Source organism: Cupriavidus sp. 207A1 (genome assembly GCF_057798955.1).
In genome coordinates this window covers 252,971-276,543 of record NZ_JBYOJO010000007.1, presented here as the reverse complement: position 1 = coordinate 276,543, position 23,573 = coordinate 252,971, and the positions used below count along the sequence as shown (strand labels likewise).

Here is a 23,573-nt window from a genome sequence, read left to right as displayed (position 1 = left end):
GGTGTCAGCGCGCGGGCGCTCAGACCATGCCGTCGTCGGCGGTGATGACGGCGCCGTTGATGAACTGCGACTGGTCCGAGGCCAGCAGCAGCAACAGGCCGTCGAGGTCTTCCGGCTTGCCCAGGCGCTTGCGCGGCAGCATCTGGATCAGCTTCTGCCCGGCGTCGGAATCCCAATGGTGGTGGTTGATATCGGTGTCGATATAGCCCGGGCAGATGGCGTTGGAATTAATGCCATGGCGCGCCCATTCCAGCGCCATGGCCTTGGTCATGTGCACCACCGCCGCCTTGCTCATGCAATAGACGCCGATCTGCGACAGCACCTTCAGCCCGGCCACCGACGCGATATTGACGATGCGCGCCTGCGGCAGCGGGCTGCCGTTGCGCTCGGCGCCCTTGGCGCGCGCGATCATGCGCTTGGCGACTTCCTGCGCGACGAAAAACGCGCCGCGGGTGTTGGTGTCGAAGACGAAGTCAAAGTCTTCCGGGGCCACGTCGGTCAGCTTCTGCGTGGTTGACACGCCGGAGTTGTTGACCAGGATATCGATGGCGCCGGCTTCGGTCTCGGCGTGCGCCACCGCGGCGCGGATGCTATCCGGGTCGGTCACGTCCAGGCGCACCACGTGCGCGCTGCCGCCCTCGGCCTCGATCGCGGCGCGCAGTTCCTTGAGCCGCTCGGTGCGGCGCGAGGCCAGCACCACCTTGGCGCCGGCGGCGGCCAGCACCGTGGCGAACCGCGAGCCCAGCCCGCTCGAGGCGCCGGTCACCAGCGCCACCTTGCCTTCCAGATTGATCGACAAACCCATGATTACCTCTTGTGCGGGAGCCCCTCAGCCCTCATCAGGAGCAGAAGGCAGCATATCAAAAAAAAGAACGACCGTTCCAAAAAAATCCTTGCCTGTGGGTGGCGAGTCCCGGACAATGCCGGAGATTCTAAGAACTTGGCCCGCAAAGGGAAAGAGGGAAAACGCGCGATCCGGCCACCTTCGGACGCCGTTCCAGCGCTGTCTGATCGCCGTTCGATGGCGAAATGGCGCCGATTCACCGCCGCGTCCGCGCGGCTCCCCCTGGCAGCCCCGCGCCGCGCCCGGGCCCGGTTCTCAGCACAACGATCACCGCATTTCCCACAATTGCCAGCTAGCAGCAAAGAAACAGAGGGTTAGAGACAAATGGATCAGCAACAGCTCCTGGAGCAGTTCGGCCCGCGCGAAGCCATGGAATACGACGTGGTCATCGTCGGCGGCGGCCCCGCCGGCCTGGCCACGGCCATCCGCCTGAAGCAACTCGCGCAGGAGAAAGGCGCCGACGTCAACGTGTGCGTGCTGGAAAAGGGCTCCGAGCCCGGCGCCCACATCCTGTCGGGCGCCATCATGGACCCGCGCGCCCTGAACGAGCTGATCCCGAACTGGAAGGAGCTGGGCGCGCCGCTGAACCAGGCCGTGACCGAGGACAAGTTCCTGTTCCTGAACGAGACCGGCTCCAAGGGCACGCCGCCGGCGCTGCTGCCCGAGTGCTTCCACAACGAAGGCAACTACATCGTCAGCCTGTCGAACGTGGTGCGCTGGCTGGGCCAGCAGGCCGAGGCGCTGGGCGTCGAGATCTTCCCTGGCTTCCCGGCCGCCGAGGTGCTGTACAACGAAGACGGCTCGGTCAAGGGCGTGGCCACCGGCAACATGGGCATCAACAAGGAAGGCGAGCCCACCGACAACTTCCAGCTCGGCATGGAGCTGCATGCCAGGTACACGATCTTCGCCGAAGGCGCGCGCGGCCACCTGGGCAGGCAGCTGATCGCCAAGTTCGGCCTCGACGCCGGCAAGGACCCGCAGAGCTACGGCATCGGCCTGAAGGAGCTGTGGGAAATCGACCCGGCCAGGCACAAGCCCGGCCTGGTGGTGCACACCGCTGGCTGGCCACTGGACCCGGCCACCTACGGCGGCTCGTTCCTGTACCACATGGAAGACAACAAGGTCGCGGTCGGCTTTGTGGTCGGGCTGGACTACACCAACCCGTGGCTATCGCCGTTCGAGGAATTCCAGCGCTTCAAGACCCATCCGGAAATCCGCCAGTACTTCGAAGGCGGCAAGCGCCTGTCGTACGGTGCGCGCGCCATCACCGCGGGCGGCCTGCTGTCGCTGCCCAAGACCGTGTTCCCGGGCGGCGCGCTGGTCGGCTGCGATGCCGGCTACCTGAACGCCTCGCGCATCAAGGGCAGCCATGCCGCGATCAAGACCGGCATGCTCGCCGCCGAGGCCGCCTACGACGCGCTGCAGGCCGGCCGCCAGCACGACGAGCTGAGCGCCTACCCGGCCGCGTTCGAGCAGAGCTGGCTGTACAAGGAACTGCTGCAGGCCAAGAACTTCAAGCAGTGGTTCAAGAAGGGCCGCACCACCGCGACGCTGATGACCGGCATCGAGCAATGGCTGCTGCCCAAGCTGGGCATCCGCAACCCGCCCTGGACCATCCACCGCGCCAAGCCGGACCACGTGTACCTGAAGCCGGCGGCCGAATGCCAGAAGATCGAGTATCCGAAGCCGGACGGCAAGCTGACCTTCGACCGCCTCAGCTCGGTGTTCATCAGCAACACCAACCATGAGGAAAACCAGCCGGCGCACCTGACGCTGAAGGACGCCAGCGTGCCGGTCGACATCAACCTGAACAAGTACGCGGGCCCCGAGTCGCGCTACTGCCCGGCGGGCGTGTATGAGTTCGTGCAGGACGAAACCTCGGGCAAGGAGCGCCTGCAGATCAACGCGCAGAACTGCGTGCACTGCAAGACCTGCGATATCAAGGACCCGACCCAGAACATCGTCTGGGTGACGCCGGAAGGTGGCGGCGGTCCGAACTACGTCGGCATGTAAGCCGGCCGCGCAAGCGCGCTGGCAATCGAAAACGGCACCGTATTTTCCGGTGCCGTTTTTCTTTTTATGCGACCGCGGAGGCGTTAGCGTGCCTGCCGCCGCGCTGCCATCGCCTGGTCGACTACCTCCGCCTGCAGCGCCTCGCTCGGATTGTCGAAGGCCTGCCTGCGCAGCGTGTCCAGCTGCAGCCGCCGATCCTGCTCCGACAAGCCTGTGAACGCCTCGATCTGCGCGCGGCGCGCGGCGTAGTCGTGGTAGCGCTGCTGCCATGACTGCTCGGCCTGCGCCTGCTGCTGGTAGCGCTGCGCGACCTCTGCGCCGTAGGCCTGTGCCAGCGCGGCGCCGATGTCCTGTGTGCTGCGTCCGGCCGCCTGCAGGTCGGCGATAGTGTGGCTGATGGCCTGCGGACGCGCGCTGGCTTCACGCGCGGCACGCAAGGGCTCTGGCAGCGTGGCGTCGAGCTCGGCCAGCCGCTGCCGCCGCTGCGCGTCGTCCAGGCCGGCCTGCGACATGATCTCCAGCCGGGCCAGCATGGCCTCGTCATAGGCCTGCTCGTCGCCGAACCAGGCCTGCGCCACCTCGGGCAGCCAGCGCTGGCGCGCCGCGTTGCGCTGCGCCAGCAGCGCGCGCAGCTGCTGCACCTGCTGTGCATCCAGCTTGCCGTCCGCATCCGCGAGCGGCTTGTGCGCGGCCTCGGGCTGGATCTCGGCCAGGCAGGCCACATAGCGGCGCCACAGCTGCCACGCCTGCCCGGCCGCGGGCTGGTGCACATGGCGGCGGATATCGTCATGCACCAGCGCATCGAGCGCATCGATGCCGCCGGCGTCGTGGCGCGCGCTCAGGAAATAATCGAAATAGGTGCGCAGCGCGCGCGTCAGCCGCAGCGTGCCCGCGCCATCGGCCTCGGGGCCTGCGGGCATCTCCACGCCGGCGAGCGATGGCCAGGTGGCGGCGCCAGCGGGCGCCGCATCTGCCGATGGCGCAAGCGGACCCGCGGCGATTGCCACCGCCGCCTGCCGCGGCACCGGCACCTGAGCCGGCGGCATGGTCAGCCAGTACACTGCAGCGGCCGCGGCGCCGGCCGGCAGCAAGGCCAGCCATAACCGCGGCGCACGCTCAGAGCTGGTCATTGCGCAGCCGATTGGCGTGGTTCAGGATGACCGCGCGCGGATCGGCATCCTGGTACAGGCCGGCCATCTGGTTGACCTCGTCGAGATGGTTCCAGTAGTAGCCGGTGGCCAGCACCCTGCCCCACTTGCTGCTGCACACCGAGACCAGGCCGTCATTGGCACCGGCGCCCTTCAGCGCCATCAGCCCCGCCGAGGTCGACATCATGACCGTGGACGGGTCCAGCAGGTTGGAACGCAGCAGGCTGAGCGGGCCGCCCTGCCCGGTCCAGGAATACGCGGCCTGGGTATGGGTGACGAGGTTGCCCGCGGCGTCGCGCGCCTGGCGCTGCTCGGACACGGCGCCGGGGCTGTCGCAGTCCGCGCCCAGTGCGGATTGCGTGCCCGGCATCAGCGTGGCATCGAGCCGCGCATTCTGCTCGGCGGCACCGCGCGTGGTCAGGCTCTTGAGCGAGGCCAGCGCATCCTGGTCCAGCGCCTGCCCGTTGCTGATGCCGTTGAACCAGCCGACCGTGTCGAACACGCCCTGGATGATGCTGACCAGTACCGGGCCAGCGATGGGGATGGCGCCAATGCCGTTGATCAGGTCGAGCACGGTATCGGCCACTTCGCTGCCGCGGTGCGGGCTGCCGATGGTGGTCACCGACGCCACGTCCTGCGGCGACATCGCCGCCAGCATGCGCGAGGTGGGCCCGCCCTGGCTATGTCCGATCAGGTTGACCTTGTCGGCGCCGCTCTCCAGCTTGACCGCGCGCACATAGGCCTGCAGCGCCAGCGCACGCTCGGCATCGCTGTTGAACGACGGCACCGTCGCCACATAGACCTGCGCGCCATGGGAACGCAGCACTTCGGGGATGCCATACCAGTAGTCGAGCACGCCGGCCATTTTCGCCGCACCGGTCAGGCCGTGGACCAGCACGATCGGGTAGCGCGTCTTCGCGTAGTCGCCATTGACGGTGACCGCGGCGACGGGTGTCGGCTGCGCCAGCATGGCTGCGGCGGCCAGCGCCGCGGCGGTGCCTGCCAGCCTGCGCCGGGATTTGCGGGACTGCTGCTGCGTGCGCGCTACGGGCGTGCGTTGCCCGCACGCGTGGTGTTCGCCGTGCTCCATCTGGTCTCCTCGGTGGTGGGTCTTTTTATGCTGGAAGCAGTAAAGGCGGCCCGATCCGTGGAGACAATCAAAACATTAGCGGATTCCCTCTAAACGGCTGCTACCGCGGCGGGTTGCACCGGCATGCGGGTGCTCGAAAGCAGCTGTTCGTAGATGTAGCACTGCAGCAGCGTCAGTTCGCGCTCGGCCAGCACGTCGAAGGCCACGCCGAAGGCGGGAAAGTCGGCATCGTCGCCGGCGGCCCCGGCTGGCGCCATGCGGACCCAGCCATCGATCACCACCTCGCTGTCCAGCGACGCTGTACGCAGGTTGAAGCGCAGGCGCACCCGGCTGCCTGGCGCCGGGGCCGGCGCCGTGGTCTGCACCAATGCGCCACCGGTGCTGAGGTCGGACAACAGCGACAGGCGCGCCACACCGCGGTCGATGCCGTCGTCATCGGCCGGTTCGGTCAGGTAAGCGGCCAGGCGGGTCGGTACGCGCGCCGCCTTGCGCACCGGCGTCGCGTGCTGCTGCACTGGCGCGGACAGCACCAGGTAGCGGAACGGGCTGCGGCACACGGCGGTGATGGTCGAGGTAAAGCTGTGGATGGCCTGCCCGGAGAAGCCGCGCAGCACTACGCCATCGCCGGCCTGCAATGGCAGGTCGCGCCCTCCCAGCTGCGGCCAGGTGATGAAGAGGCCCTGCTCGATAAAGCCGATCAGTCGGCTCGCGGCCGGGCGCGCGGCCTCGCCGTCGAGCTTGACATGCAGCAGCGTGCCGACCTGCAGGCCGAGCGGCCCGCTGGCGGGGCGCAGTTCGTCGGCGGCCTCGTCGCCGGCATCGTCGCGGCAGACCGTGCCGTGGTGGAACACCAGCGCCAGGTCGCGCGCATCGGGAATGATGTTGCCGCTGCCGAGCACCAGGTTGCCTTCGCCATCGAGCAATGACCAGGGCAGCGGGTGGCCGACGGGGAGATCGTTAGGGGTGAGCTGGATCATGGCGGTTTGCAGTTGGCCCCGGCGTGGGCGTGCTGGGACGCGACGAGCCCTGGGCGGAACTGACGCACGGACTCCGCCACCTGTATTGGGCTTCTATCGGCGCCAGCGCGGCGAAATTTAGTCCGGGGCGATGGAGGTCGAGGTCGCATGTGTAGCATCGGCTACCTCCGGCAAGCTTGACGCGCCGCAAAGTTGCGGCCAGAATCCGAAAAAGCTGTCAGACAGCCTGACACATTGAGCGCCATGACTACCCTCCTGCCCCGCCCGGCTTCGCTTGCCACCCGTATCGCGCAGACCCTGCATGACGACATCCTTGCCGGCCGCTACGGCGCGGGCGCGCGCCTGCCGGCCGAGTCCGCGCTGGCCGATGCCTTCGGCGTCAGCCGCCCGATCGTGCGCGAGGCCATTGCCCAGCTGAAGGCCGACGGCGTGCTGGTGACGCGCAAGGGCTCTGGCGCCTATGTCTCCGAGACCCCGGGCGGCCAGGCCTGGCGGGTGGCCGGCGCGCCCGATGGCGGCCCCACGCTGGCACAGCTGTTCGAGCTGCGCCGGGTGGTGGAAACCGCCTGCGCGGAAATGGCGGCGCAGCGGCGCACCGCGGCCGACGTCGAGGCCATCCGGGCCGCACTGGCGGCGATGCAGGCGCAGGCCGACGGGCGCGGCGACATGGCCAGCGCCGCCGCGGCCGACATGGCGTTCCACCACGCCATTGCCGAAGCCGCGCACAACCCCTGCTTTACCGGCCTGACGGATTTCGTCGGCCAGCAGATGCTGGCCGCGCGCCAGCGCGCGTGGGAGAACACCGCGCGGCTGAGCAGCGCCACTGGCGCGCCGCGCGCGGCCGACCATGAGCATGCCGCGCTGGCCAAAGCCATTGCCGCCGGCGACGCCACGGCCGCGCGCAAAGCCGCGCAGCAGCACCTGGCGGCCGCCGCCGCGCGCCTGGGCCTGCCCGCCTGAAGCCAAATATATCGAGACCCCTGAAGCAAGGAACAACCATGGACACAGTGGATTGCGTCGTGATCGGCGCCGGCGTGGTGGGACTGGCGGTCGCGCGCGCGCTGGCGCTGCAAGGCCGCGAAGTGATCATCCTGGAAGCCGAGAACGCCTTCGGCACCATCACCAGCGCGCGCAACAGCGAGGTCATCCATGCCGGCATCTACTATCCGGCCGGCTCGCTCAAGGCGCAGCTGTGCGTGCGCGGCAAGGCCATGCTGTACGACTATTGCGCCAGCCGCCACGTGCCGCACCAGCGCTGCGGCAAGCTGATCGTCGCCACCAGCGCGGCCCAGGTGGCGACGCTCGAAGGCATCCGTGCCAGGGCGGCCGCCAATGGCGTGGACGACCTGCGCCTGATCGATCGTAGCGAGGCGCAGGCGCTGGAGCCGCAGCTGCAGTGCCATGCGGCGCTGCTGTCGCCATCGACCGGCATCGTCGACAGCCATGGCCTGATGACGGCGCTGCTGGGCGATGCGGAAAACGCGGGCGCGATGCTGGCGGTACAGTCGCCGGTGCTGGGCGGCGCGGTCACGCCGGACGGCATCCGGCTGGAGGTCGGCGCGGAAGGCGGCAGCGCCACCACGCTGCTGGCGCGCACGGTGGTGAATTCAGCCGGGCTGACGGCACCGGAACTGGCACGCCGCATCGACGGCATGCCCGAATCCCACATCCCCCCGCAGTACTACGCCAAGGGCTGCTATTTCACGCTGGCCGGCCGCGCGCCGTTCTCACGGCTGATCTACCCCGTGCCCGAGGCGGCAGGACTTGGCGTGCACCTGACCATCGACCTGGGCGGCCAGGCGCGCTTCGGCCCCAATGTTCGCTGGATCGACGAGATCGAATACGGCGTCGACGCGGCGGACGCCGACGCGTTCTATGACGAGGTGCGCCGCTACTGGCCGGGCCTGGCCGACGGCGCGCTGCAGCCTGGCTATGCCGGCATCCGCCCCAAGATCAGCGGCCCGCATGAAGCCGCGGCGGACTTCCGCATCGACGGCCCCGCCGTGCACGGCGTGCCGGGGCTGGTTCACCTGTTCGGCATCGAATCGCCGGGGCTGACCTCGTCGCTGGCGATTGCCGAGCGGGTCTGCGCGGCGCTGGACTGAAGCGCGCCGTCCCCTTCCGCGCGAAAGCTCATCACCGCGCAGAAGGCCCCCGCCGCCGCGGCCACGGCGGCGAGTCCGAAGGTATGCGCCGGCGCCAGCGCGTTCCAGGTCCAGCCCATCGCCAGCCCGCCCAGCGTGCCGCCCACGCCGTAGGAGATGCCGGTGTACAGCGCCTGCCCGCGCCCCTGCAGCGGTCCGGCAAACCACGCCTGCAGTCGCTTCAGGCTGGCGCTGTGGTGGGCGGCGAAGGTGGCCGCGTGCAGCACCTGCACCACCGCCATCAGCCACGCGAACTGGGCCAGGTAGCCGGTCAGCCCGAAGCGCAGCGCGGCCAGCACGAAGGTGCCCGCCAGGATGGTGCGCAGCGCGTAGCGCGCGAACAGCACGCCCTGGTAGTAGAAGAAGACGATCTCGGCGACCACGCCGATGGTCCACATCACGCCGATCGCGAACTTGCTGTAGCCCAGCGTCTCCAGCCACAGCGAGTAGAACACGTAGAGCGCCGCGTGCGCGAACATCATCAGGAAGGCCGACGCCAGGAACCAGGCCACGTCCGGGCGGCGCAGCAGCGGCAAGGCGCGCGGTGGCGTCGTGCGCGGGCCCTCGTCGGCGGCGTCGCGCATGGTCAGCACCACCCCGGCCAGGATTGCCAGCAGCGCGCTCGCCACCCACGGGAACGCGCGCATGCCGACCGCCTCGAACAGCGCCCCGCCGGCCAGCACCGCGCCGATAAAGCCGAGCGAGCCGAACATGCGGATGCGGCCGTAGCTGTGGTCGAAGGCGCCGTAACGGCGCAGCGTGGAAATGGTCAGCGCATCGCCCAGCGGCGACATCGCGCTGGTCAGGAGGCTCAGCGTCAGCATCATCGCCATCATGCCGCCGTAGCTGCCGACGCCAGGCAGCAGCAGGAACGCCAGCAGCGAAGTGAACGCGCTGACGCGCAGGATGCGCACGCGCGTGTGCATCATGTCGGAGAGCCAGCCCCACAGGTAGGGCCCGGCGATGCGGCTGACCTGGAAGCTTGCCATCAGCACGCCGATCTGCACCGGGTCGAAGCCGCGGTCGGCGAAGTACAGGCTGACGTAGGGCGAGATCAGGCCGACGTAGCCGTAATAGCCCAGGTAAAAGAGCCCGAAGCGGGCATGGTCGGGGCCGTCGGCCCCGCTTTGGCCGCCCGCACGCTGCGGCGTCAAGTCAGCGGGTCTGGCCGGCCTGCGCGGGGATGCGCGGCGTTTCGACGCGAACGTCGCCGCACTGCGCGCGGTGGCGCAGCGCGTGGTCGACCAGCACCAGCGCCAGCATGGCCTCGGCGATCGGCGTGGCGCGGATGCCCACGCATGGGTCGTGGCGGCCGAAGGTCTCGACGGTGGCGGCGTTGCCGGCCTTGTCGATCGATTCGCGCGGGGTGCGGATCGAAGAGGTCGGCTTGATCGCCAGCGACACGGTGATGTCCTGCCCGGTGGAGATGCCGCCCAGCACGCCGCCGGCGTTGTTGGTGCGGAAGCCCGCGGCGGTCAGCTCGTCGCCATGCACGCTGCCGCGCTGCGCGACGCTGTCGAAGCCGGCACCGATCTCGACGCCCTTGACCGCGTTGATGCCCATCATGGCGTGCGCGATATCGGCATCGAGCTTGTCGAACAGCGGCTCGCCCAGCCCCACGGGCACGTTGCTGGCCACCACTTCGATGCGCGCGCCGACCGAGTCGCCGTCGCGGCGCAGCGCGTCCATATACGTTTCCAGCTCAGGGATGATGTCGGCGTTGGCGGCGAAGAACGGGTTCTCCGGCACGTGCGACCAGTCGGTGAACGGCACCGCGATTTCGCCCAGCTGCGACATATAGCCCCGGATCTCGGTGCCGTACTGCTCGCGCAGCCATTTCTTGGCCACCGCGCCCGCCGCCACCACCGGCGCGGTCAGGCGCGCCGACGAGCGGCCGCCGCCGCGATGGTCGCGGATGCCGTACTTCTGCCAGTAGGTGTAGTCGGCATGGCCCGGGCGGAAGGTCTCGACGATATTGCCGTAGTCCTTGCTGCGCTGGTCGGTGTTGCGGATCAGCAGGCAGATCGGGGTGCCGGTGGTCTTGCCCTCGAACACGCCGGACAGGATCTCGACCTGGTCCGGTTCCTTGCGCTGGGTGACGTGGCGTGAGGTGCCGGGCTTGCGGCGGTCCAGGTCGCCCTGGATGTCGGCCTCGGTCAGCGCCAGGCCCGGCGGGCAGCCGTCCACCACCGCGCCGATGGCGGGCCCGTGCGATTCGCCGAAGGTGGTGACAGTGAAAAGCAGGCCAAGGGTGTTGCCGGACATGATGGAAACCGCACAGGAATTGGGGACGGCCTCCATTGTAAGGCCAATGGCGATGCCCGGGCGGCCCCTGGCGGTGCGGAAACGCTCAGGCGGCCACGCCCTGCGGCACCGGTCCGGCGGCCAGCTCCGGATAGAACTCGGCGCGCATCCGGGCCATATAGGCCACCAGGTTGGCATGCCCCTCGGCCGCGGTGCGGATGGGGGTGTCGAATACGGGGCACAGCAGGCTGCCGGCAAAGGCAAAGAGCGTCGCATCCGCCCCGCACGGCCGGTCGCCCATCAGGTAGCGCTTGTCGCCCAGGATGTCGGCGATCGAGGCCACGCCCTTGCTGGCCAGCGCCACCAGCTCTTCCTCGCTATGCCGGCCCAGGCCCTGACCCCACAGCGTCTTGCGCACCTTGTAGCGCACCAGCCGCTCGGCCAGGCCGCGTACCGGCGCCGGCACGCTGCGGAAGAACTGGGCCGGGCCCTTGTCGAAATTGGCCTGGTCCAGCCAGCGCACCCGCGCCACCGCCCAGTAGAGATGGTCCTCCATCAGCTTCTCGGCGGCCCAGGCAATGCCGCGCTCGGCCGGGCTCAGGCCCTCGTCGAAATCGATGTGGTAGGTCTTCTCGATATGCCAGCGGATCATGGTGGAATCGGCCACGACCCGGCCCATGTCGTCCAGGTACGGCAGCTTGCCCTTGGGCGCGCGCCGCAGGCTGCCGGGGCGCGCGTGGTATGGCAGGCCGGCCAGCTTGAGCAGCATCTCGGCCTTGGTAACGAAGGGGCTGGCATCGGGCAGCCCGAAGGCGGGGCCGAAGGTGTAGAGCGTGATCATCGTTGGTCGGGTTCCGCGTGGGAGCACATGGGTTCAGCGCCAGTCGCCGCGCAGGGCCTGCACCATCTGCTGCAGCCCTTCCGGGGTGGCCGACTCCGGCGGCACCGGCTCGCCCACCACCAGCTCGAGCCGGTTCAGGATGCCGCGCCGGAACGGCCGCGACATCGCCGGCGCTCCCTTGCGCGAGAAGAAGCTGCCCCACAGTCCGCGCAGCGCCATCGGCACCACCGGCACCGGGGTGCGTCGGATGATCTGCTGCACGCCCTGCTTGAACGGATTGATGTCGCCGGTGGCGGTGATCTTGCCTTCGGGGAAGATGCAGACCAGGTCGCCGTCTTCCAGCGCCCGGGCCACGGTGTCGTAGGCACGCCGCAGCATCTCGGGGTCTTGGTGCGCCGGCGCGATCGGGATCGCCCGTGCCTGGCGGAAGAACCACGACAGCAGCGGCACCTTGAAGATGTTGTGGTCCATCAGGAAGCGCACCGGGCGCGGGCTGCATGCCATCAGCACCACCGCATCGGCAAAGCTGACGTGGTTGCACACCAGCACCGCCGGACCGTCCGCGGGGATGCGCTCGGCATTGATGCGGCGCAGGCGATAGAGGGTATGGACCAGGATCCACGCGATAAAGCGCAGCAGGAATTCCGGCACCAGCGAATAGATATAGACCGCCACCACCGCATTGAGCAGCCCGACCACCAGGAACAGCTGCGGGATGGTGTAGCCCGCCTGGGTCAGCGCCACGCCCAGCAGCGAGGCCGCGATCATGAAGAAGCTGTTCAGGATGTTGTTGGCGGCGATGATGCGGGCGCGGTGCGTGGGCGCGCTGCGGCTCTGGATCAGCGCGTACAGCGGCACGCTGTAGAAGCCGCCGAACATCGCCAGCAAAAACAGGTCGGCCAGCACGCGCCAGTGGTGGGGCGCGGCCAGGAAGGCGCCGACGCCGCTCAGCGCGGCCGGTGCCTGCCCCTGGCTGGCAAAGTACAGGTCGACCGCGAACACGGTCATGCCGATCGAGCCGAACGGCACCAGGCCGATCTCGACATGGCGTCCCGACAGGCGCTCGCACAGCAGCGAACCGGTGCCGATGCCCAGCGAGAACACCGCCAGCAGCAGCGTCACCACGTTCTGGTCGCCGCCCAGCACATCCTTGGCGTAGCTGAAGAACGAGGTCAGGAAGGTCGCGCCGAGGAACCACAGCCATGAAATGCCGAGCAGGCTCAGGAACACGGTGCGGTTGCCGCGCGCCAGCACCAGGTTGCGCCAGGTCTCGGAAAACGGGTTCCAGTTGATGCGCAGGTCCGGCTGCGGCGCCGGCGACGCCGGGATGCGGCCAGCCACCAGCCGCCCGGCCACGGCGATGATCACGCAGGCCGCGCCCACGTACAGCGGCCCGACCATGGCGCCGCCCTGTTGCAGCCCGGCCAGCTCGCCACCGATCAGCGTGCCGATCAGGATCGCGACGAAGGTGCCCATCTCGACCAGCCCGTTGCCGCCGACCAGTTCGCTCTCGTCCAGGTGCTGCGGCAGGTAGGCAAACTTGACCGGCCCGAACAGCGTGGAATGCAGCCCCATCAGGAAGGTGCCGGCGTACAGCAGCGGCGCGCTGTGCCAGGCAAAGCCGGCCAGGCCCAGCACCATGATGGCGATTTCCAGCGACTTGACCAGCCGGATCAGCCGCGACTTCTCCAGCTTGTCGGCGATCTGCCCGCTGGTGGCCGAGAACAGCACGAACGGCGCGATAAAGATGGCCGAGATCAGGAACGCCGCGCTGCGCGCGTCGACGCCCTCGAACAGCGCCGTGTGGTAGGTCACCAGCGAGGTGAAGGCGACCTTGAACACGTTGTCGTTCATCGCCCCCAGGAACTGGGTCCAGAAGAACGGCGCGAAACGGCGCAGGCCGAGTAGTCGGAACTGGCTGTGTTGGCTCATGAATGGGCCGGTCGGTCGGGGGACCGCCAACGGAAACGGGAACGCCGGCTAGTGTGCCGCAGCCGCGGCCTTGGCGCCACCTTGCCGCGGCCGCGTGGCGGCAACCGAGGGTATTTCCGCAGGCGGCGTCAGGCGGCTGAAGGAGGCTTGGGGTGGCTTCAGCCGGCGCGGCCCGGCGCCATCACTCGGCGCGCTCCTCCGGCCAGTCGCGGATATACGCCTTGAGCATCTTGTTCTCGAAGCTCTGGTCCTCGACCACGGCCTTGGCGACGTCGTAGAACGAGATCAGGCCCATCAGCGTACGGTTGTCGAGCACGGGCAGGTAGCGGGTGTGACGCTCCAGCATCATCCGGCGAACCTCGTTGACGTCGGTTTCCATGGTGCAGGTCAGCGGCGCATCGTCCATCACCTTGCGGATGCTGCTGCTACCGACGTTGCCATTGTTGCGGGCCAGCGTCTCGATGATCTCGCGGAAGGTCAGCATGCCGACCAGGTCGCCGTACTCCATCACCACCAGCGAGCCGATATCGTGCTCGGCCATGGTGTGCACGGCGACCAGCAAGGAGGTGTCAGGCGTCACGGTGTAGAGCGTATTGCCCTTGATCTGGAGGATGTCGCTGACTTTCATGGTGGTCTCCGCTGCCTGCGCTCACACTGAGCTGAAACTGAGGGTATCGCGCCGGCCGTGGCACCGGGGGCGATACCGGTCGCATTGTTATCTGTCTATGGGTGTGCGGGCACCGTGTGCCCGTTGGCCGATGCTAGCCCAAACCCGCCGCCAAAGTAAAGCGGGAGGCCGGTTTGCGGGCCGCCGGCGCGCGTGGGCAGGCGCACGATGCTACGATGCTGGCCGGAGACAACTCAAGGCCGACCGACCATGTCCGGAACCCGCTTCGACACGCTGGCGCTGCACGCCGGCGCCGCGCCCGACCCCGCCACCGGGGCCCGCGCCACCCCCATCCACCTGACCACGTCCTTCGTGTTCCGCGACAGCGAGCACGCCGCGTCGCTGTTCAACATGGAACGCGCGGGGCACGTCTACTCGCGCATTTCCAACCCCACCGTGGCGGTGCTCGAGGAACGCATCGCCGCGCTCGAGAACGGCGCCGGCGCCATCGCCACGGCCTCGGGCCAGGCCGCGCTGCACCTGGCGGTAGCCACGCTGATGGGCGCGGGCTCGCATATCGTGGCTTCGTCGGCGCTGTACGGCGGCTCGCACAACCTGCTGCACTACACGCTGCGCCGCTTCGGCATCGAGACCACCTTCGTCAAGGCGCGCGACATCGACGCCTGGCGCGCTGCCATCCGCCCCGAGACCCGGCTGCTGTTCGGCGAGACGCTGGGCAACCCCGGGCTGGACGTGCTCGACATCCCGACCCTGGCGCAACTGGGCCAGGACCACGGCATCCCGCTGCTGGTGGATTCCACCTTCACCACGCCCTACCTGCTGCGCCCGTTCGATCATGGGGCCGGCCTGCTCTACCACTCGGCGACGAAGTTCCTGGGCGGCCACGGCACCACCATCGGCGGCGTGCTGGCCGAGGGCGGCACCTTCGATTTCGAGGCTTCGGGGCGCTTTCCGGAGCTGTCCGAGCCCTACGAGGGCTTCCACAACATGGTGTTCACCGAGGAAAGCACGGTCGCGCCGTTCCTGCTGCGCGCGCGCCGCGAGGGCCTGCGCGATTTCGGCGCCTGCATGAACCCGATGGCGGCATGGCAGCTGCTGCAGGGCGTGGAGACGCTGCCGCTGCGCATGAGCCGCCATGTCGACAACACCCGCAAGGTGGTGCAGTTCCTGGTCTCGCACCCGATGGTGGAGTCGGTGTCTTACCCGGAACTGGAATCCCACCCCGACTACGAACTGGCCAAGCGCCTGCTGCCACGCGGTTGCGGCGCGGTGTTCAGCTTCAACCTGAAGGGCAACCGCCTGGCCGGCCAGCGCTTTATCGAAACCCTGTCGCTGTTCTCGCACCTGGCCAATGTCGGCGACGCGCGCTCGCTGGTGATCCACCCCGCGTCGACCACGCACTTCCGCATGGACGCGGCCGCGCTGCAGTCGGCCGGCATCACCGAGGGCACGATCCGGCTGTCGATCGGGCTGGAAGACCCGGATGACCTGATCGACGACCTCAAGCGCGGGCTGAAAGCGGCCGAGAAGGCGATGAGCGGCAAGGGAGGGCAAGCCTGATGGAACTGAACCTTGCCGGCCAGCCGGCCTACGCCTATACCGGCGGCAAACCCTTCGATCCCGCCCTGCCGTGCGCGGTCTTCGTCCACGGCGCGCAGAACGACCACAGTGTCTGGGCGCTGCAGACGCGCTGGTTCGCCAACCATGGCTTCTCGGTGCTGGCGGTGGACCTGCCCGGCCACAACCGCAGCCAGGGCGCGCCGCTGGCCACGGTCGAGGCCATGGCGGACTGGGTCATGGCGCTGGTGGCCGCCGCCGGCGTTACGGCGCCGGCCTTCGTGTTCGGCCACAGCATGGGCTCGCTGATCGCGCTGGAATGCGCGGCGCGCCATCCGCAGGCGGTGCGCGGCATCGGCCTGCTGGCCACGGCGTATCCGATGAAGGTCTCGGACGCGCTGCTGGACGCCTCGCTCAACCGCGAGGGCGATGCCATCGCCATGGTCAACACCTGGTCGCATTCAAGCCTCGCCAACAAGCCGTCGTCGCCGGGCCCCGGCGCGTGGATGCATGGCGGGAGCCAGCGGCTGATGGAACGGGTGTCGCGCAACAACCCGCAGGCGCATGTCTTCCACAATGATTTCTCGGCCTGCAACGCGTATGCCCACGGCGAGGAGGCTGCCGCGGCGGCGACCTGCCCGGCGCTGTTCATCACCGGCAGCAAGGACATGATGACCTCGCCCAAGGCGGCCCAGGCACTGGCCGGCAAGATGCGCAGCGCGAGCGTGGTGACGGTGCCGTGCGGCCATGCGCTGATGGGCGAGCGTCCGGATGAAGTGCTGGATGCGCTGGCGGCGTTTGCGCGCAAGGTGGTGGCGGCGGGCTGACGCTGGTCCCGGACGGCCGGCCACGCCGGCGGCCGTCCCCCCTGCATCGCGGCGCGGAAGGTCTACACTGCAGCAAACAAGACCTGCCGGAGACAGCCATGGCCCACGCCCGCGCACGCGAGTTCGAGAATTTCGCGGCCTTCTATCCCTACTACCTGAGCGAACACCAGAACCGTACCTGCAGGCGGCTGCATTTTGCCGGGTCGACGGTGGCGCTGCTGTGCCTGGTGGCGCTGGTCGTGACCGGCAATTTGTGGTGGCTGCTCGCCGCGGTGGTGGCGGGCTATGCGTTCGCCTGGGTCGGGCACTTTGGCTTCGAGAAGAATCGGCCGGCTACGTTCCGGCATCCTATCTATAGCCTGATGGGGGATTGGGTGATGTATTTTGATGTCTGGCGGGGGAGGATTCCGTTTTGAAAGGGGGGACGGGGCTTGGCGCTTATTTGGGATGGTGGTTGGGGGTGACATGCTGTCGGCCCGTTGAAGCGTCGCGGGGGCTGTCGGTGACATGCTGTCGGCTTTTGGGCCGCCGGGTTCCGCCCTGCTGGGCGGGTCACTTTTTGGCCGAGCGCCAAAAAGTAACCAAAAAACGCGTTGATTGCCCTGCGGGCGGCATGTCTTATCGTAGTGTGCCTGGGGGTTTTCGTACGGGGCTGGGCTTCCTCGCATAGCGGGACTGCCTGCCGCAGGGGTGCACCACGGTAGCAGGGGCGTTGAAGTGTTGGTTGAACGAGCCCAGAGCGCGGAGTGGTCCCTGCTGCCGGCCTTACCGCAGGAACGCCTACGGCTGCGCTGCGCGCCGGCCCTCTCGCGCGGCGTTGGCCCTGGGCACGGAACGCGTCGCTGCGCTCGCTTGGCGCTGCCGGTCTGTGGCCCGGGCTGAGAATCGTACAGCGCCTGCGACTGCGTTCGCGCAACCGCCAAATGACCGTCACCACAATTGAGCCTGCGCAGCAGCCGCAGGCGTCCCCGCGATACGGCCGGCAGCAGGCTGCCTACACCCTCATTGGGATTGTCCAATAGTGGGTGATCGAAGGCACCGCCCCTGACTCACATAGCGTAGCAGGGCCGAGCGGGCAACCACGCCCAAACGGAAAGCACCGCCGCTCGAGCCACCAACGCCGTGAAATTGATTGCCAGCCGCATAGGCGACGCGCTTTTTGGTTACTTTTTGGCGCTCGGCCAAAAAGTGACCCGCCCAGCAGGGCGGAACCAGGCGGCCCAAAAGCCGACACCATGTCACCAACAGCGACCACCCTAAATAACGCCAACGTCGAACGAGAAACAGATCCCCAGCTACGCCAGCGAAACAGCCCACGCCCGTCAAGAACGAGTCCCGCCCAATCAAGCCCCAGCCAGCAAACCAGCTAATCAAAAATCAAACCTGCCCATGCCACCCCGGCGGCACCACCTCCAGCGCACGCCGCGGGCGCTGCCCGTCGCCATCGCCGGCCGTCGGCGGCAAATCGACCGGCTGCTGCCGGAACACCGCCTCCAGCGTCTGGTCCAGCTGCGGATTGTCCAGGATCGACTTGAGCGCATCCGCCCCGCGCAGATGCTGCGCCAGCGCCGTGCGCGGCAGTCGCGGCAGGTTCAGCACCAGCCGGTCGTGCAGCGTGCGCAGCGTCACCTGCGACGGGTCGCACAGCAGCGCCCAGTGGGCCTGGCCACGCTCCTGCTGCAGGCGGCCGACCAGGTGCATGGCCTTGAGCTTGTCCAGCAGGCTGGACAGGTAGTCCGCCTCGACTCGCAGCTTGCGGCTCAGGTCCAGTTCGCCGACGCTGCGCGGCACGTCGTCGCGGGCGCGGTAGAGCAGCAGCAGCACGCCCAGCGCGTCGAAGAACTCGCTGCCGGCAAAGCTGCGGCGGCGCCAGTAGCCCTGCCGGATCACCGGCAGGTTGGCGGCGATGGTGGCGCCCAGCAGGGTCACCAGCCAGCTCAGGTAGATCCATAGCAGGAACAGCGGCAGCGCGGCGAAGGTGCCGTAGACCGCGGTGTAGGCCGGGATCTCGGTGATGAAATAGCCGAAGCCGCGCTTGGCGAACTCGAACGCCACCGCCGCGACCAGCCCTGCCACGATGGCATCGCGCCACTCGACATAGGCGTTGGGCACCGCCGTGTACAGGAAGGCAAAGGCCAGCGCCGACAGCAGCACCGGCGCCGCGCCCACCAGCAGCCCCAGCCCCACCGGCATGGTGCCGACATAGCCGGCCGAGATCGAGATCAGATAGGAACTGATCGACAGGCTCGCGCCGATCAGCACCGGGCCGAAGGTCAGCACCGCCCAGAACACCAGCACCCGCTGCGCCAGCGGGCGGCGCTGCTTGACGCGCCAGATCGCGTTGAGCGCGTCTTCCACGGTCAGCATGGTCAGCACCGAGGTCACCATCAGCCCGCCCAGGCCCATCGCGGTCAGCCCGCGCGCGCTCTTGGCGAACATGCCGAGATAGCGCTGGATCGATTCGCTGACGTTGCCCGGGATCAGGTTCTGGAACAGGAACGCCTCGATGGCGTTGCGGAAGTCGCGGAACACCGGGAACGCGGCCAGCAGCGCGAAGGCCACGGTCAGCACCGGCACCACCGCCAGCACGGTGGTGAAGGTCAGGCTGGCCGAGACCTGCGGCAGCCGGTCTTCGGCGGCGCGGCGCAGCGCATAGCGCGCCAGGGCACGCACCTTTTGCAGGTTCCATTCCCGGCGCAGGCGGGCGACGCGGGCTCCAATCATGCGCAAGCAACCTCCTGGATCTGGTGTGTCGGATCGTCTGTCGAATTCAAGGATGGCCCCGTTGCGCGTGCGGCGCGTGGCCTTCGGGAGATGGCGCGGGGGGCGCATCTATAATACGCGCATTGTTGCCGGCATCCTCGCGCATCCCCCCTTCGCTGTCCCTTCACCGCCGGCCGTCCCGCTCCATGACCGAGATCCTCGTCCTGTACTACAGCCGCCACGGCAGCACCCGCAAGCTTGCCGAACTGATCGCCACCGGCATCGACAGCGTCCCCGGCGCCCAGGCCCGCCTGCGCACGGTGCCGCCGGTTTCCACCGTGTGCGAGGCCACCGCGCCGGACATCCCCGCCGACGGCCCGCCCTATGCCGAGCTGCGCGACCTGGAGGAATGCGCCGGGCTGGCGCTGGGCAGCCCCACCCGCTTCGGCAACATGGCCGCGCCGGTGAAGTACTTCCTCGACGGCACCGTGGCCCAGTGGCTGTCGGGCGCGCTCGCCGGCAAGCCCGCCTGCGTGTTCACCGCCACCGGCAGCCTGCATGGCGGGCAGGAGACCACGCTGGTGTCGATGATGCTGCCGCTGCTGCACCATGGCATGCTGATCCTGGGCCTGCCCTATTCCGAAAAGGGCCTGATGACGACGGCCTCGGGCGGCACACCTTATGGCCCCAGCCACCATGCCCACGGCGACAACCGCGGCCCTGTCACCGAAGACGAATCGGCGCTGGCCCTGGCCATGGGCCGCCGGCTGGCGCAGACCGCGCTGCGCCTGGCCGGAGCGCAGGCATGACCCCCGCCGCGGACAACGACCAGGCCCTGCACAGCCCGTGGCTGTACCGGCTCAGCGTGGGCAGCCTGCTGGCGCTGCTGGCGCTGTGCATTGCCTGGGAATGGTTCCTGGCGCCGCTGCGGCCGGGCGGCTCGTGGCTGATCCTGAAGTTCCTGCCGCTGCTGCTGCCGCTGCGCGGCGTGCTCACGCGCAACCGCTACACCATGCAGTGGTCGTCGATGCTGATCCTGCTGTTCTTCACCGAGGGCATCGTGCGCGCCACCAGCGACCGCGCGCCCTCGTCCACGCTGGCGTGGGTCGAGGTGGCGCTGACGCTGGTGTTCTTCACCAGCACCATCCTCTACCTGCGGCCGTACAAGCGCCGCGCCCGCGCCGCCGCCAAGGCCGCGGCGCGCAAGTCCTGAATCGCGTCCACCCATCGCCATGACCTCGCCTCAAGACTCCTTCCTGGCACTGTGCCGCGCCGCGCTGGGCCCGCAGCACGTGCTGACCGACGCGGCCGACCAGGCGCCCTACCTGACCGACTGGCGCAAGCGCTATCGCGGCGAGGCGCTGGCAGTGCTGCGCCCCGGCACCACCGCGGAAGTCGCCGAGGTGGTCCATGCCTGCCATGCGCACCGGATCGCCGTGGTGCCGCAGGGCGGCAACACCGGCCTGTGCGGCGGCGCCACGCCGGTGGCGGGCGCGCCGCAGGTGGTGATCTCGCTGCAGCGGCTCAACCGCATCCGCCAGGTCGATCCGCTCAACAACACCATCACGGTCGAGGCCGGCGTGGTGCTGCAGCAGCTGCAGGAGGTGGCGCGCGAGCACGGCCGGCTGTTTCCGCTAAGCCTGGCGGCCGAGGGCAGCTGCACCATCGGCGGCAACCTGTCGACCAATGCCGGCGGCACCGCGGTGCTGCGCTACGGCAACACGCGCGAACTGTGCCTGGGACTGGAAGTGGTGACGCCCTCCGGCGAAACCTGGCACGGGCTGCGCGGCCTGCGCAAGGACAACACCGGCTATGACCTGCGCGACCTGTTTATCGGCGCCGAAGGCACGCTCGGCATCATCACCGCAGCGGTAATGAAGCTGTTCCCGCTGCCGCGCGCGTCGGTCACGGCGCTGGCCGCGGTGCAGAGCCCGCGCGCCGCGCTGGCGCTGCTGGCCATCGCCCAGTCGCACGCCGGCGCCATGCTGACCGGCTTCGAGCTGATGTCGGCGCTCAGCATGACGCTGGTGACGCGGCACTTCCCGCAGCTGCGCTATCCGTTCGCCGACATGCATCCGCAGCTGGTGCTGCTGGAGCTGTCCGACAGCGAAAGCGAAGCCCATGCGCGCGGTATCTTCGAGACCATGATGTCGGCCGCGTTCGACGCCGGCGTGGTCGCCGACGCGGTGGTGGCGGAGTCGGTGCAGCAGTCGCGCGACTTCTGGAACCTGCGCGAGCATATTCCGCTGGCGCAAGTGGAAGACGGCAAGAACATCAAGCACGATATCGCCGTGCCGGTCTCGCGCGTCGCGGACTTTATCGAGTGCACCGACGCGCTGCTGCAGAACGCCTTCCCCGGCGCGCGCATGGTCACCTTCGGCCATCTCGGCGACGGCAACCTGCACTACAACGTGGCGCCGCCGGAGGGCGTCGATCACGATGACTTCCTGGCGCACCAGGACCAGGTCAACCGCATCGTGCACGACAGCGTGCGCTCGCATAACGGCTCGATCTCTGCCGAGCACGGCCTGGGCCAGCTCAAGCGCGAGGAGAACCGGCATTACAAGAGCGAGGTCGAGCTCGCCATGATGCGGGCGATCAAGGGCGCGCTCGATCCGCTCGGGCTGATGAACCCCGGCAAGGTGGTGTGAGCGCGCCTGCGCTCAGCGGCGCAGCTCGGTGTGGCGCAGTTCGGTCTGGCGCAGTTCGGTCTGGATATAGGCCGCCACGTGCTCGAGCAGCTCGTCGAGATGCCCGCGCAGCACGGCAAAGCCCGCATGCTGCCCCAGCGTGGCCTCGTCCATGTACAGCGCCCGGTTGATCTCGATCTGCAGGCTGTGGCGCCGCTGCGCCGGATCGGCATAGGCGCGGATCAGTTGCGCGCCCTTGTACGGCCAGTTGATGGCCACATGGTAGCCCAGGCTGCGCAGGCACTCTGACACCAGCTCGATGAACGCCGCCGAGCAAGTCGCGCCGTCGCCGTTGCTGACGACGAAATCGGGCCGTGCCGCGCCGTTGTCGACGTTCATCGCATTGCCGCGCGACTTCATCGAATGGCAGTCGAGATGCCACACCGCGCCGCAGCGCGCATGGTGCTGCGCCAGCAGTCCGGACAGTGCCGCGTGGTACGGGTCGTAGTAGGTCTTGAGCAGGTATTCCGCCATATGCGGCGACAGGGTCGCGGCATAGACCGGCACGCCGGGCAGCGCCAGCCGGCGCAGCACGCCCATGCCGCGGCCGGACTTGTCGCTGGGGCGCACGTCATAAGGCATGGCGCCGTCGATCAGGTCGGGATCGATATCGTCGCGGGCGCGGTTGACGTCGACCAGCCAGCGCGGGAAGTCCGCGCACAGCAAGGTGCCGCCCACCCGCGGCGCATGCGCGAAAAGCTGGTCGACATAGGCGTCCCAGCCCGTCAGCAAGGCTTCGGGCGGCGCCGCCAGCGGCAGGGTCTCGGCATGCAGCAGGCCGCTGTGCGGGGAATCCACCACCAGCGGCAGCGCCGCCCCGGCCGGTTCAGTCAGCGAATACGGAAGCGTCATGGTCAGAATTTGTGCTGGATGCCGACGCCCACCGTGGTCACGGTGTCGCCGGACTTGTGCGAGTTGGGATCCTCGCGGTCGAAGAAGACATAGGGCATGGTGCGCTTGCTCAGGCTGTAGCCGTAGCCGGCCTGCACCTTGCTGAGCCGGCCCTGCGGGTCGCGCTGCACCGCGCGCTGCATGTAGTTGACGGTGAGCTTGTGCGCGCCGTACGGCACCGAGAAGCCGACCAGCCAGTACGGCACGTCGGTACGCGAGGTCGCGGTGCCGGCGTAGCGGTCGCGCCCGACGATGCCGTAGAGGTTGACCACGGTGAAGTCGTACGAAGCCACCGCCTGCACCTTGTCGCGGAAATCGTTGGCCACCAGGCCGCCGCTCTTGGCATCGCGCGAATAGCCCAGGCCTGCGGAGAACTTGCCGGCGGCGTAGTTCAGGCCCAGGTCGAACTGGCGGAAATCGTCCTCCGCCTGCACCGGCGGCCGGGTATTGGGCGTGGTCGAATCCGGCCCCGCCAGGTTCATGCGCGCCCGCAGCGAGAAGCCGCCGAAGCTCGGCGTCATATACCCCAGCGCATTCGACACGCGGTTGCGCGCATTCAGCACCTTGGTGCCGATCGCTGTGGCGCCCGCATCGTGGATGGCGAAGTCGACGTTCTGCGTCACCTGCGAATAGATCGGCGAACCCACGATCGTCGCCGAATCCAGCCGGCCCAGCGCGATCGCGCCAAAGCCGCCCTGCAGGCCGACGAAGGCATGGCGGAACTGCGGGTTGGTGGCGACGCCGTCGTCGGCGCCGAAACCCTGCTCCAGGCCGAACGCCGCGCGCAGGCCGCCGCCCAGCTCTTCGCTGCCGCGCAGGCCCCAGCGCGAGGCGTTGTCCGCCATCTGCGTGCCCCGGCCCTCGGGCCCCTTCTGGTATTCGATGTCGGTGTCGATGCGGCCATACAGCGTCACCGTTGCGTCGGCCGCGGCCGACAGCAGCGCCAGCGCGCTGCCGAGGCAGGCGCGTGCGAGTGCGCGCCGGGTGTGGATACCGTTCATGCTGTTGCTCCCCTGTCGTGGTCTGTCATGCAAGAAATCCCCC

Annotated in this window: 21 protein-coding genes; 9 read left to right on the top strand and 12 right to left on the bottom strand. The window is 68.6% G+C overall.

From position 1 onward, the window contains the following. Positions 1–19 precede the first annotated feature (19 nt). The gene (locus AC3FMM_RS15465) at positions 20–805 is read right to left on the bottom strand and encodes an SDR family oxidoreductase (RefSeq protein ID WP_041232111.1); all 786 of its coding nucleotides are present in this window, start codon (positions 803–805) and stop codon (positions 20–22) included. 363 nt (positions 806–1,168) lie between these two features. Here AC3FMM_RS15465 and AC3FMM_RS15460 point away from each other — a divergent pair, with 363 nt between their 5' ends. Next, positions 1,169–2,857, top strand: coding sequence for an electron transfer flavoprotein-ubiquinone oxidoreductase (locus AC3FMM_RS15460; protein WP_115709032.1), 1,689 nt, complete (start codon positions 1,169–1,171; stop codon positions 2,855–2,857). 83 nt (positions 2,858–2,940) lie between these two features. On the opposite strand, the gene AC3FMM_RS15455 is transcribed toward AC3FMM_RS15460, so the two are convergent. The 3 genes from AC3FMM_RS15455 to AC3FMM_RS15445 all read right to left on the bottom strand — a co-directional run bounded on the left by AC3FMM_RS15455 (position 2,941) and on the right by AC3FMM_RS15445 (position 6,072). Next, complete coding sequence (locus tag AC3FMM_RS15455) at positions 2,941–3,987, bottom strand: lipase secretion chaperone (protein ID WP_488686904.1); 1,047 nt, start codon at positions 3,985–3,987, stop codon at positions 2,941–2,943. Continuing rightward, positions 3,974–5,095 carry an esterase/lipase family protein gene (locus AC3FMM_RS15450; protein ID WP_488686903.1) on the bottom strand — a complete coding sequence of 374 codons (1,122 nt, stop codon included), beginning with the start codon at positions 5,093–5,095 and terminating at the stop codon, positions 3,974–3,976. The genes AC3FMM_RS15455 and AC3FMM_RS15450 overlap by 14 nt, the downstream gene beginning before the upstream one ends. An 89-nt stretch (positions 5,096–5,184) precedes the next feature. After that, positions 5,185–6,072: a flagellar brake protein gene (locus tag AC3FMM_RS15445; RefSeq protein ID WP_115709026.1), complete on the bottom strand. Its 888-nt coding sequence runs from the start codon at positions 6,070–6,072 to the stop codon at positions 5,185–5,187. 243 nt (positions 6,073–6,315) lie between these two features. On the opposite strand from AC3FMM_RS15445, the gene AC3FMM_RS15440 reads away from it, so the two are divergent. Continuing rightward, positions 6,316–7,032, top strand: a complete 717-nt coding sequence (locus AC3FMM_RS15440) for a FadR/GntR family transcriptional regulator (RefSeq protein WP_115679976.1) — start codon at positions 6,316–6,318, stop codon at positions 7,030–7,032. Between the two features lie 38 nt (positions 7,033–7,070). Continuing rightward, positions 7,071–8,177 (top strand): NAD(P)/FAD-dependent oxidoreductase, encoded by a 1,107-nt coding sequence (locus tag AC3FMM_RS15435; RefSeq protein WP_473703752.1) that lies wholly within the window; start codon positions 7,071–7,073, stop codon positions 8,175–8,177. Here the strand turns inward: AC3FMM_RS15435 and AC3FMM_RS15430 are convergent. The 5 genes from AC3FMM_RS15430 to AC3FMM_RS15410 all read right to left on the bottom strand — a co-directional run bounded on the left by AC3FMM_RS15430 (position 8,099) and on the right by AC3FMM_RS15410 (position 13,861). Further along, entirely contained in the window at positions 8,099–9,370 is a 1,272-nt protein-coding gene (locus AC3FMM_RS15430) for an MFS transporter (RefSeq protein WP_115679974.1), read from the bottom strand. The two genes, AC3FMM_RS15435 and AC3FMM_RS15430, sit on opposite strands and share 79 nt — an antisense overlap. A 1-nt stretch (position 9,371) precedes the next feature. Then, positions 9,372–10,481, bottom strand: a complete 1,110-nt coding sequence (gene aroC / locus AC3FMM_RS15425) for a chorismate synthase (protein ID WP_115679973.1) — start codon at positions 10,479–10,481, stop codon at positions 9,372–9,374. An 85-nt stretch (positions 10,482–10,566) separates the two neighbouring features. Beyond that, positions 10,567–11,301: a glutathione S-transferase C-terminal domain-containing protein gene (locus AC3FMM_RS15420; RefSeq protein WP_488686902.1), complete on the bottom strand. Its 735-nt coding sequence runs from the start codon at positions 11,299–11,301 to the stop codon at positions 10,567–10,569. 33 nt (positions 11,302–11,334) lie between these two features. After that, the gene (locus tag AC3FMM_RS15415; protein ID WP_115709018.1) at positions 11,335–13,233 is read right to left on the bottom strand and encodes an MFS transporter; all 1,899 of its coding nucleotides are present in this window, start codon (positions 13,231–13,233) and stop codon (positions 11,335–11,337) included. Between the two features lie 181 nt (positions 13,234–13,414). After that, the gene (locus tag AC3FMM_RS15410; protein ID WP_488686901.1) at positions 13,415–13,861 is read right to left on the bottom strand and encodes a CBS domain-containing protein; all 447 of its coding nucleotides are present in this window, start codon (positions 13,859–13,861) and stop codon (positions 13,415–13,417) included. A gap of 249 nt (positions 13,862–14,110) precedes the next feature. On the opposite strand from AC3FMM_RS15410, the gene AC3FMM_RS15405 reads away from it, so the two are divergent. The 3 genes from AC3FMM_RS15405 to AC3FMM_RS15395 all read left to right on the top strand — a co-directional run bounded on the left by AC3FMM_RS15405 (position 14,111) and on the right by AC3FMM_RS15395 (position 16,661). Beyond that, on the top strand, positions 14,111–15,421 hold the full coding sequence (locus tag AC3FMM_RS15405) for an O-acetylhomoserine aminocarboxypropyltransferase (protein ID WP_488686900.1): 1,311 nt from the start codon (positions 14,111–14,113) through the stop codon (positions 15,419–15,421). After that, positions 15,421–16,245: an alpha/beta fold hydrolase gene (locus AC3FMM_RS15400; RefSeq protein WP_414247905.1), complete on the top strand. Its 825-nt coding sequence runs from the start codon at positions 15,421–15,423 to the stop codon at positions 16,243–16,245. The genes AC3FMM_RS15405 and AC3FMM_RS15400 overlap by 1 nt, the downstream gene beginning before the upstream one ends. Before the next feature lie 98 nt (positions 16,246–16,343). Next, the gene (locus AC3FMM_RS15395) at positions 16,344–16,661 is read left to right on the top strand and encodes an Mpo1-like protein (protein WP_115679968.1); all 318 of its coding nucleotides are present in this window, start codon (positions 16,344–16,346) and stop codon (positions 16,659–16,661) included. Between the two features lie 961 nt (positions 16,662–17,622). Here the strand turns inward: AC3FMM_RS15395 and AC3FMM_RS15390 are convergent. Next, positions 17,623–18,969, bottom strand: a complete 1,347-nt coding sequence (locus tag AC3FMM_RS15390; RefSeq protein ID WP_115709013.1) for a YihY family inner membrane protein — start codon at positions 18,967–18,969, stop codon at positions 17,623–17,625. A 185-nt stretch (positions 18,970–19,154) separates the two neighbouring features. On the opposite strand from AC3FMM_RS15390, the gene wrbA reads away from it, so the two are divergent. Genes wrbA through AC3FMM_RS15375 form a run of 3 tightly spaced genes read left to right on the top strand, consistent with a single transcriptional unit; the run spans position 19,155 to position 21,599 of the window. Continuing rightward, complete coding sequence (wrbA, locus tag AC3FMM_RS15385) at positions 19,155–19,757, top strand: NAD(P)H:quinone oxidoreductase (RefSeq protein ID WP_115706561.1); 603 nt, start codon at positions 19,155–19,157, stop codon at positions 19,755–19,757. Then, positions 19,754–20,161, top strand: coding sequence for a DUF2069 domain-containing protein (locus AC3FMM_RS15380; RefSeq protein WP_115709011.1), 408 nt, complete (start codon positions 19,754–19,756; stop codon positions 20,159–20,161). Before wrbA ends, AC3FMM_RS15380 begins: the two co-directional genes overlap by 4 nt. A 19-nt stretch (positions 20,162–20,180) precedes the next feature. Beyond that, positions 20,181–21,599 (top strand): FAD-binding oxidoreductase, encoded by a 1,419-nt coding sequence (locus AC3FMM_RS15375; RefSeq protein WP_115709009.1) that lies wholly within the window; start codon positions 20,181–20,183, stop codon positions 21,597–21,599. A gap of 12 nt (positions 21,600–21,611) precedes the next feature. Here AC3FMM_RS15375 and AC3FMM_RS15370 read toward each other — a convergent pair whose 3' ends face one another. Continuing rightward, positions 21,612–22,490, bottom strand: a complete 879-nt coding sequence (locus AC3FMM_RS15370) for an N-formylglutamate amidohydrolase (protein WP_488686899.1) — start codon at positions 22,488–22,490, stop codon at positions 21,612–21,614. Between the two features lie 2 nt (positions 22,491–22,492). Then, complete coding sequence (locus tag AC3FMM_RS15365) at positions 22,493–23,530, bottom strand: porin (RefSeq protein WP_414247909.1); 1,038 nt, start codon at positions 23,528–23,530, stop codon at positions 22,493–22,495. Positions 23,531–23,573: the final 43 nt, after the last annotated feature.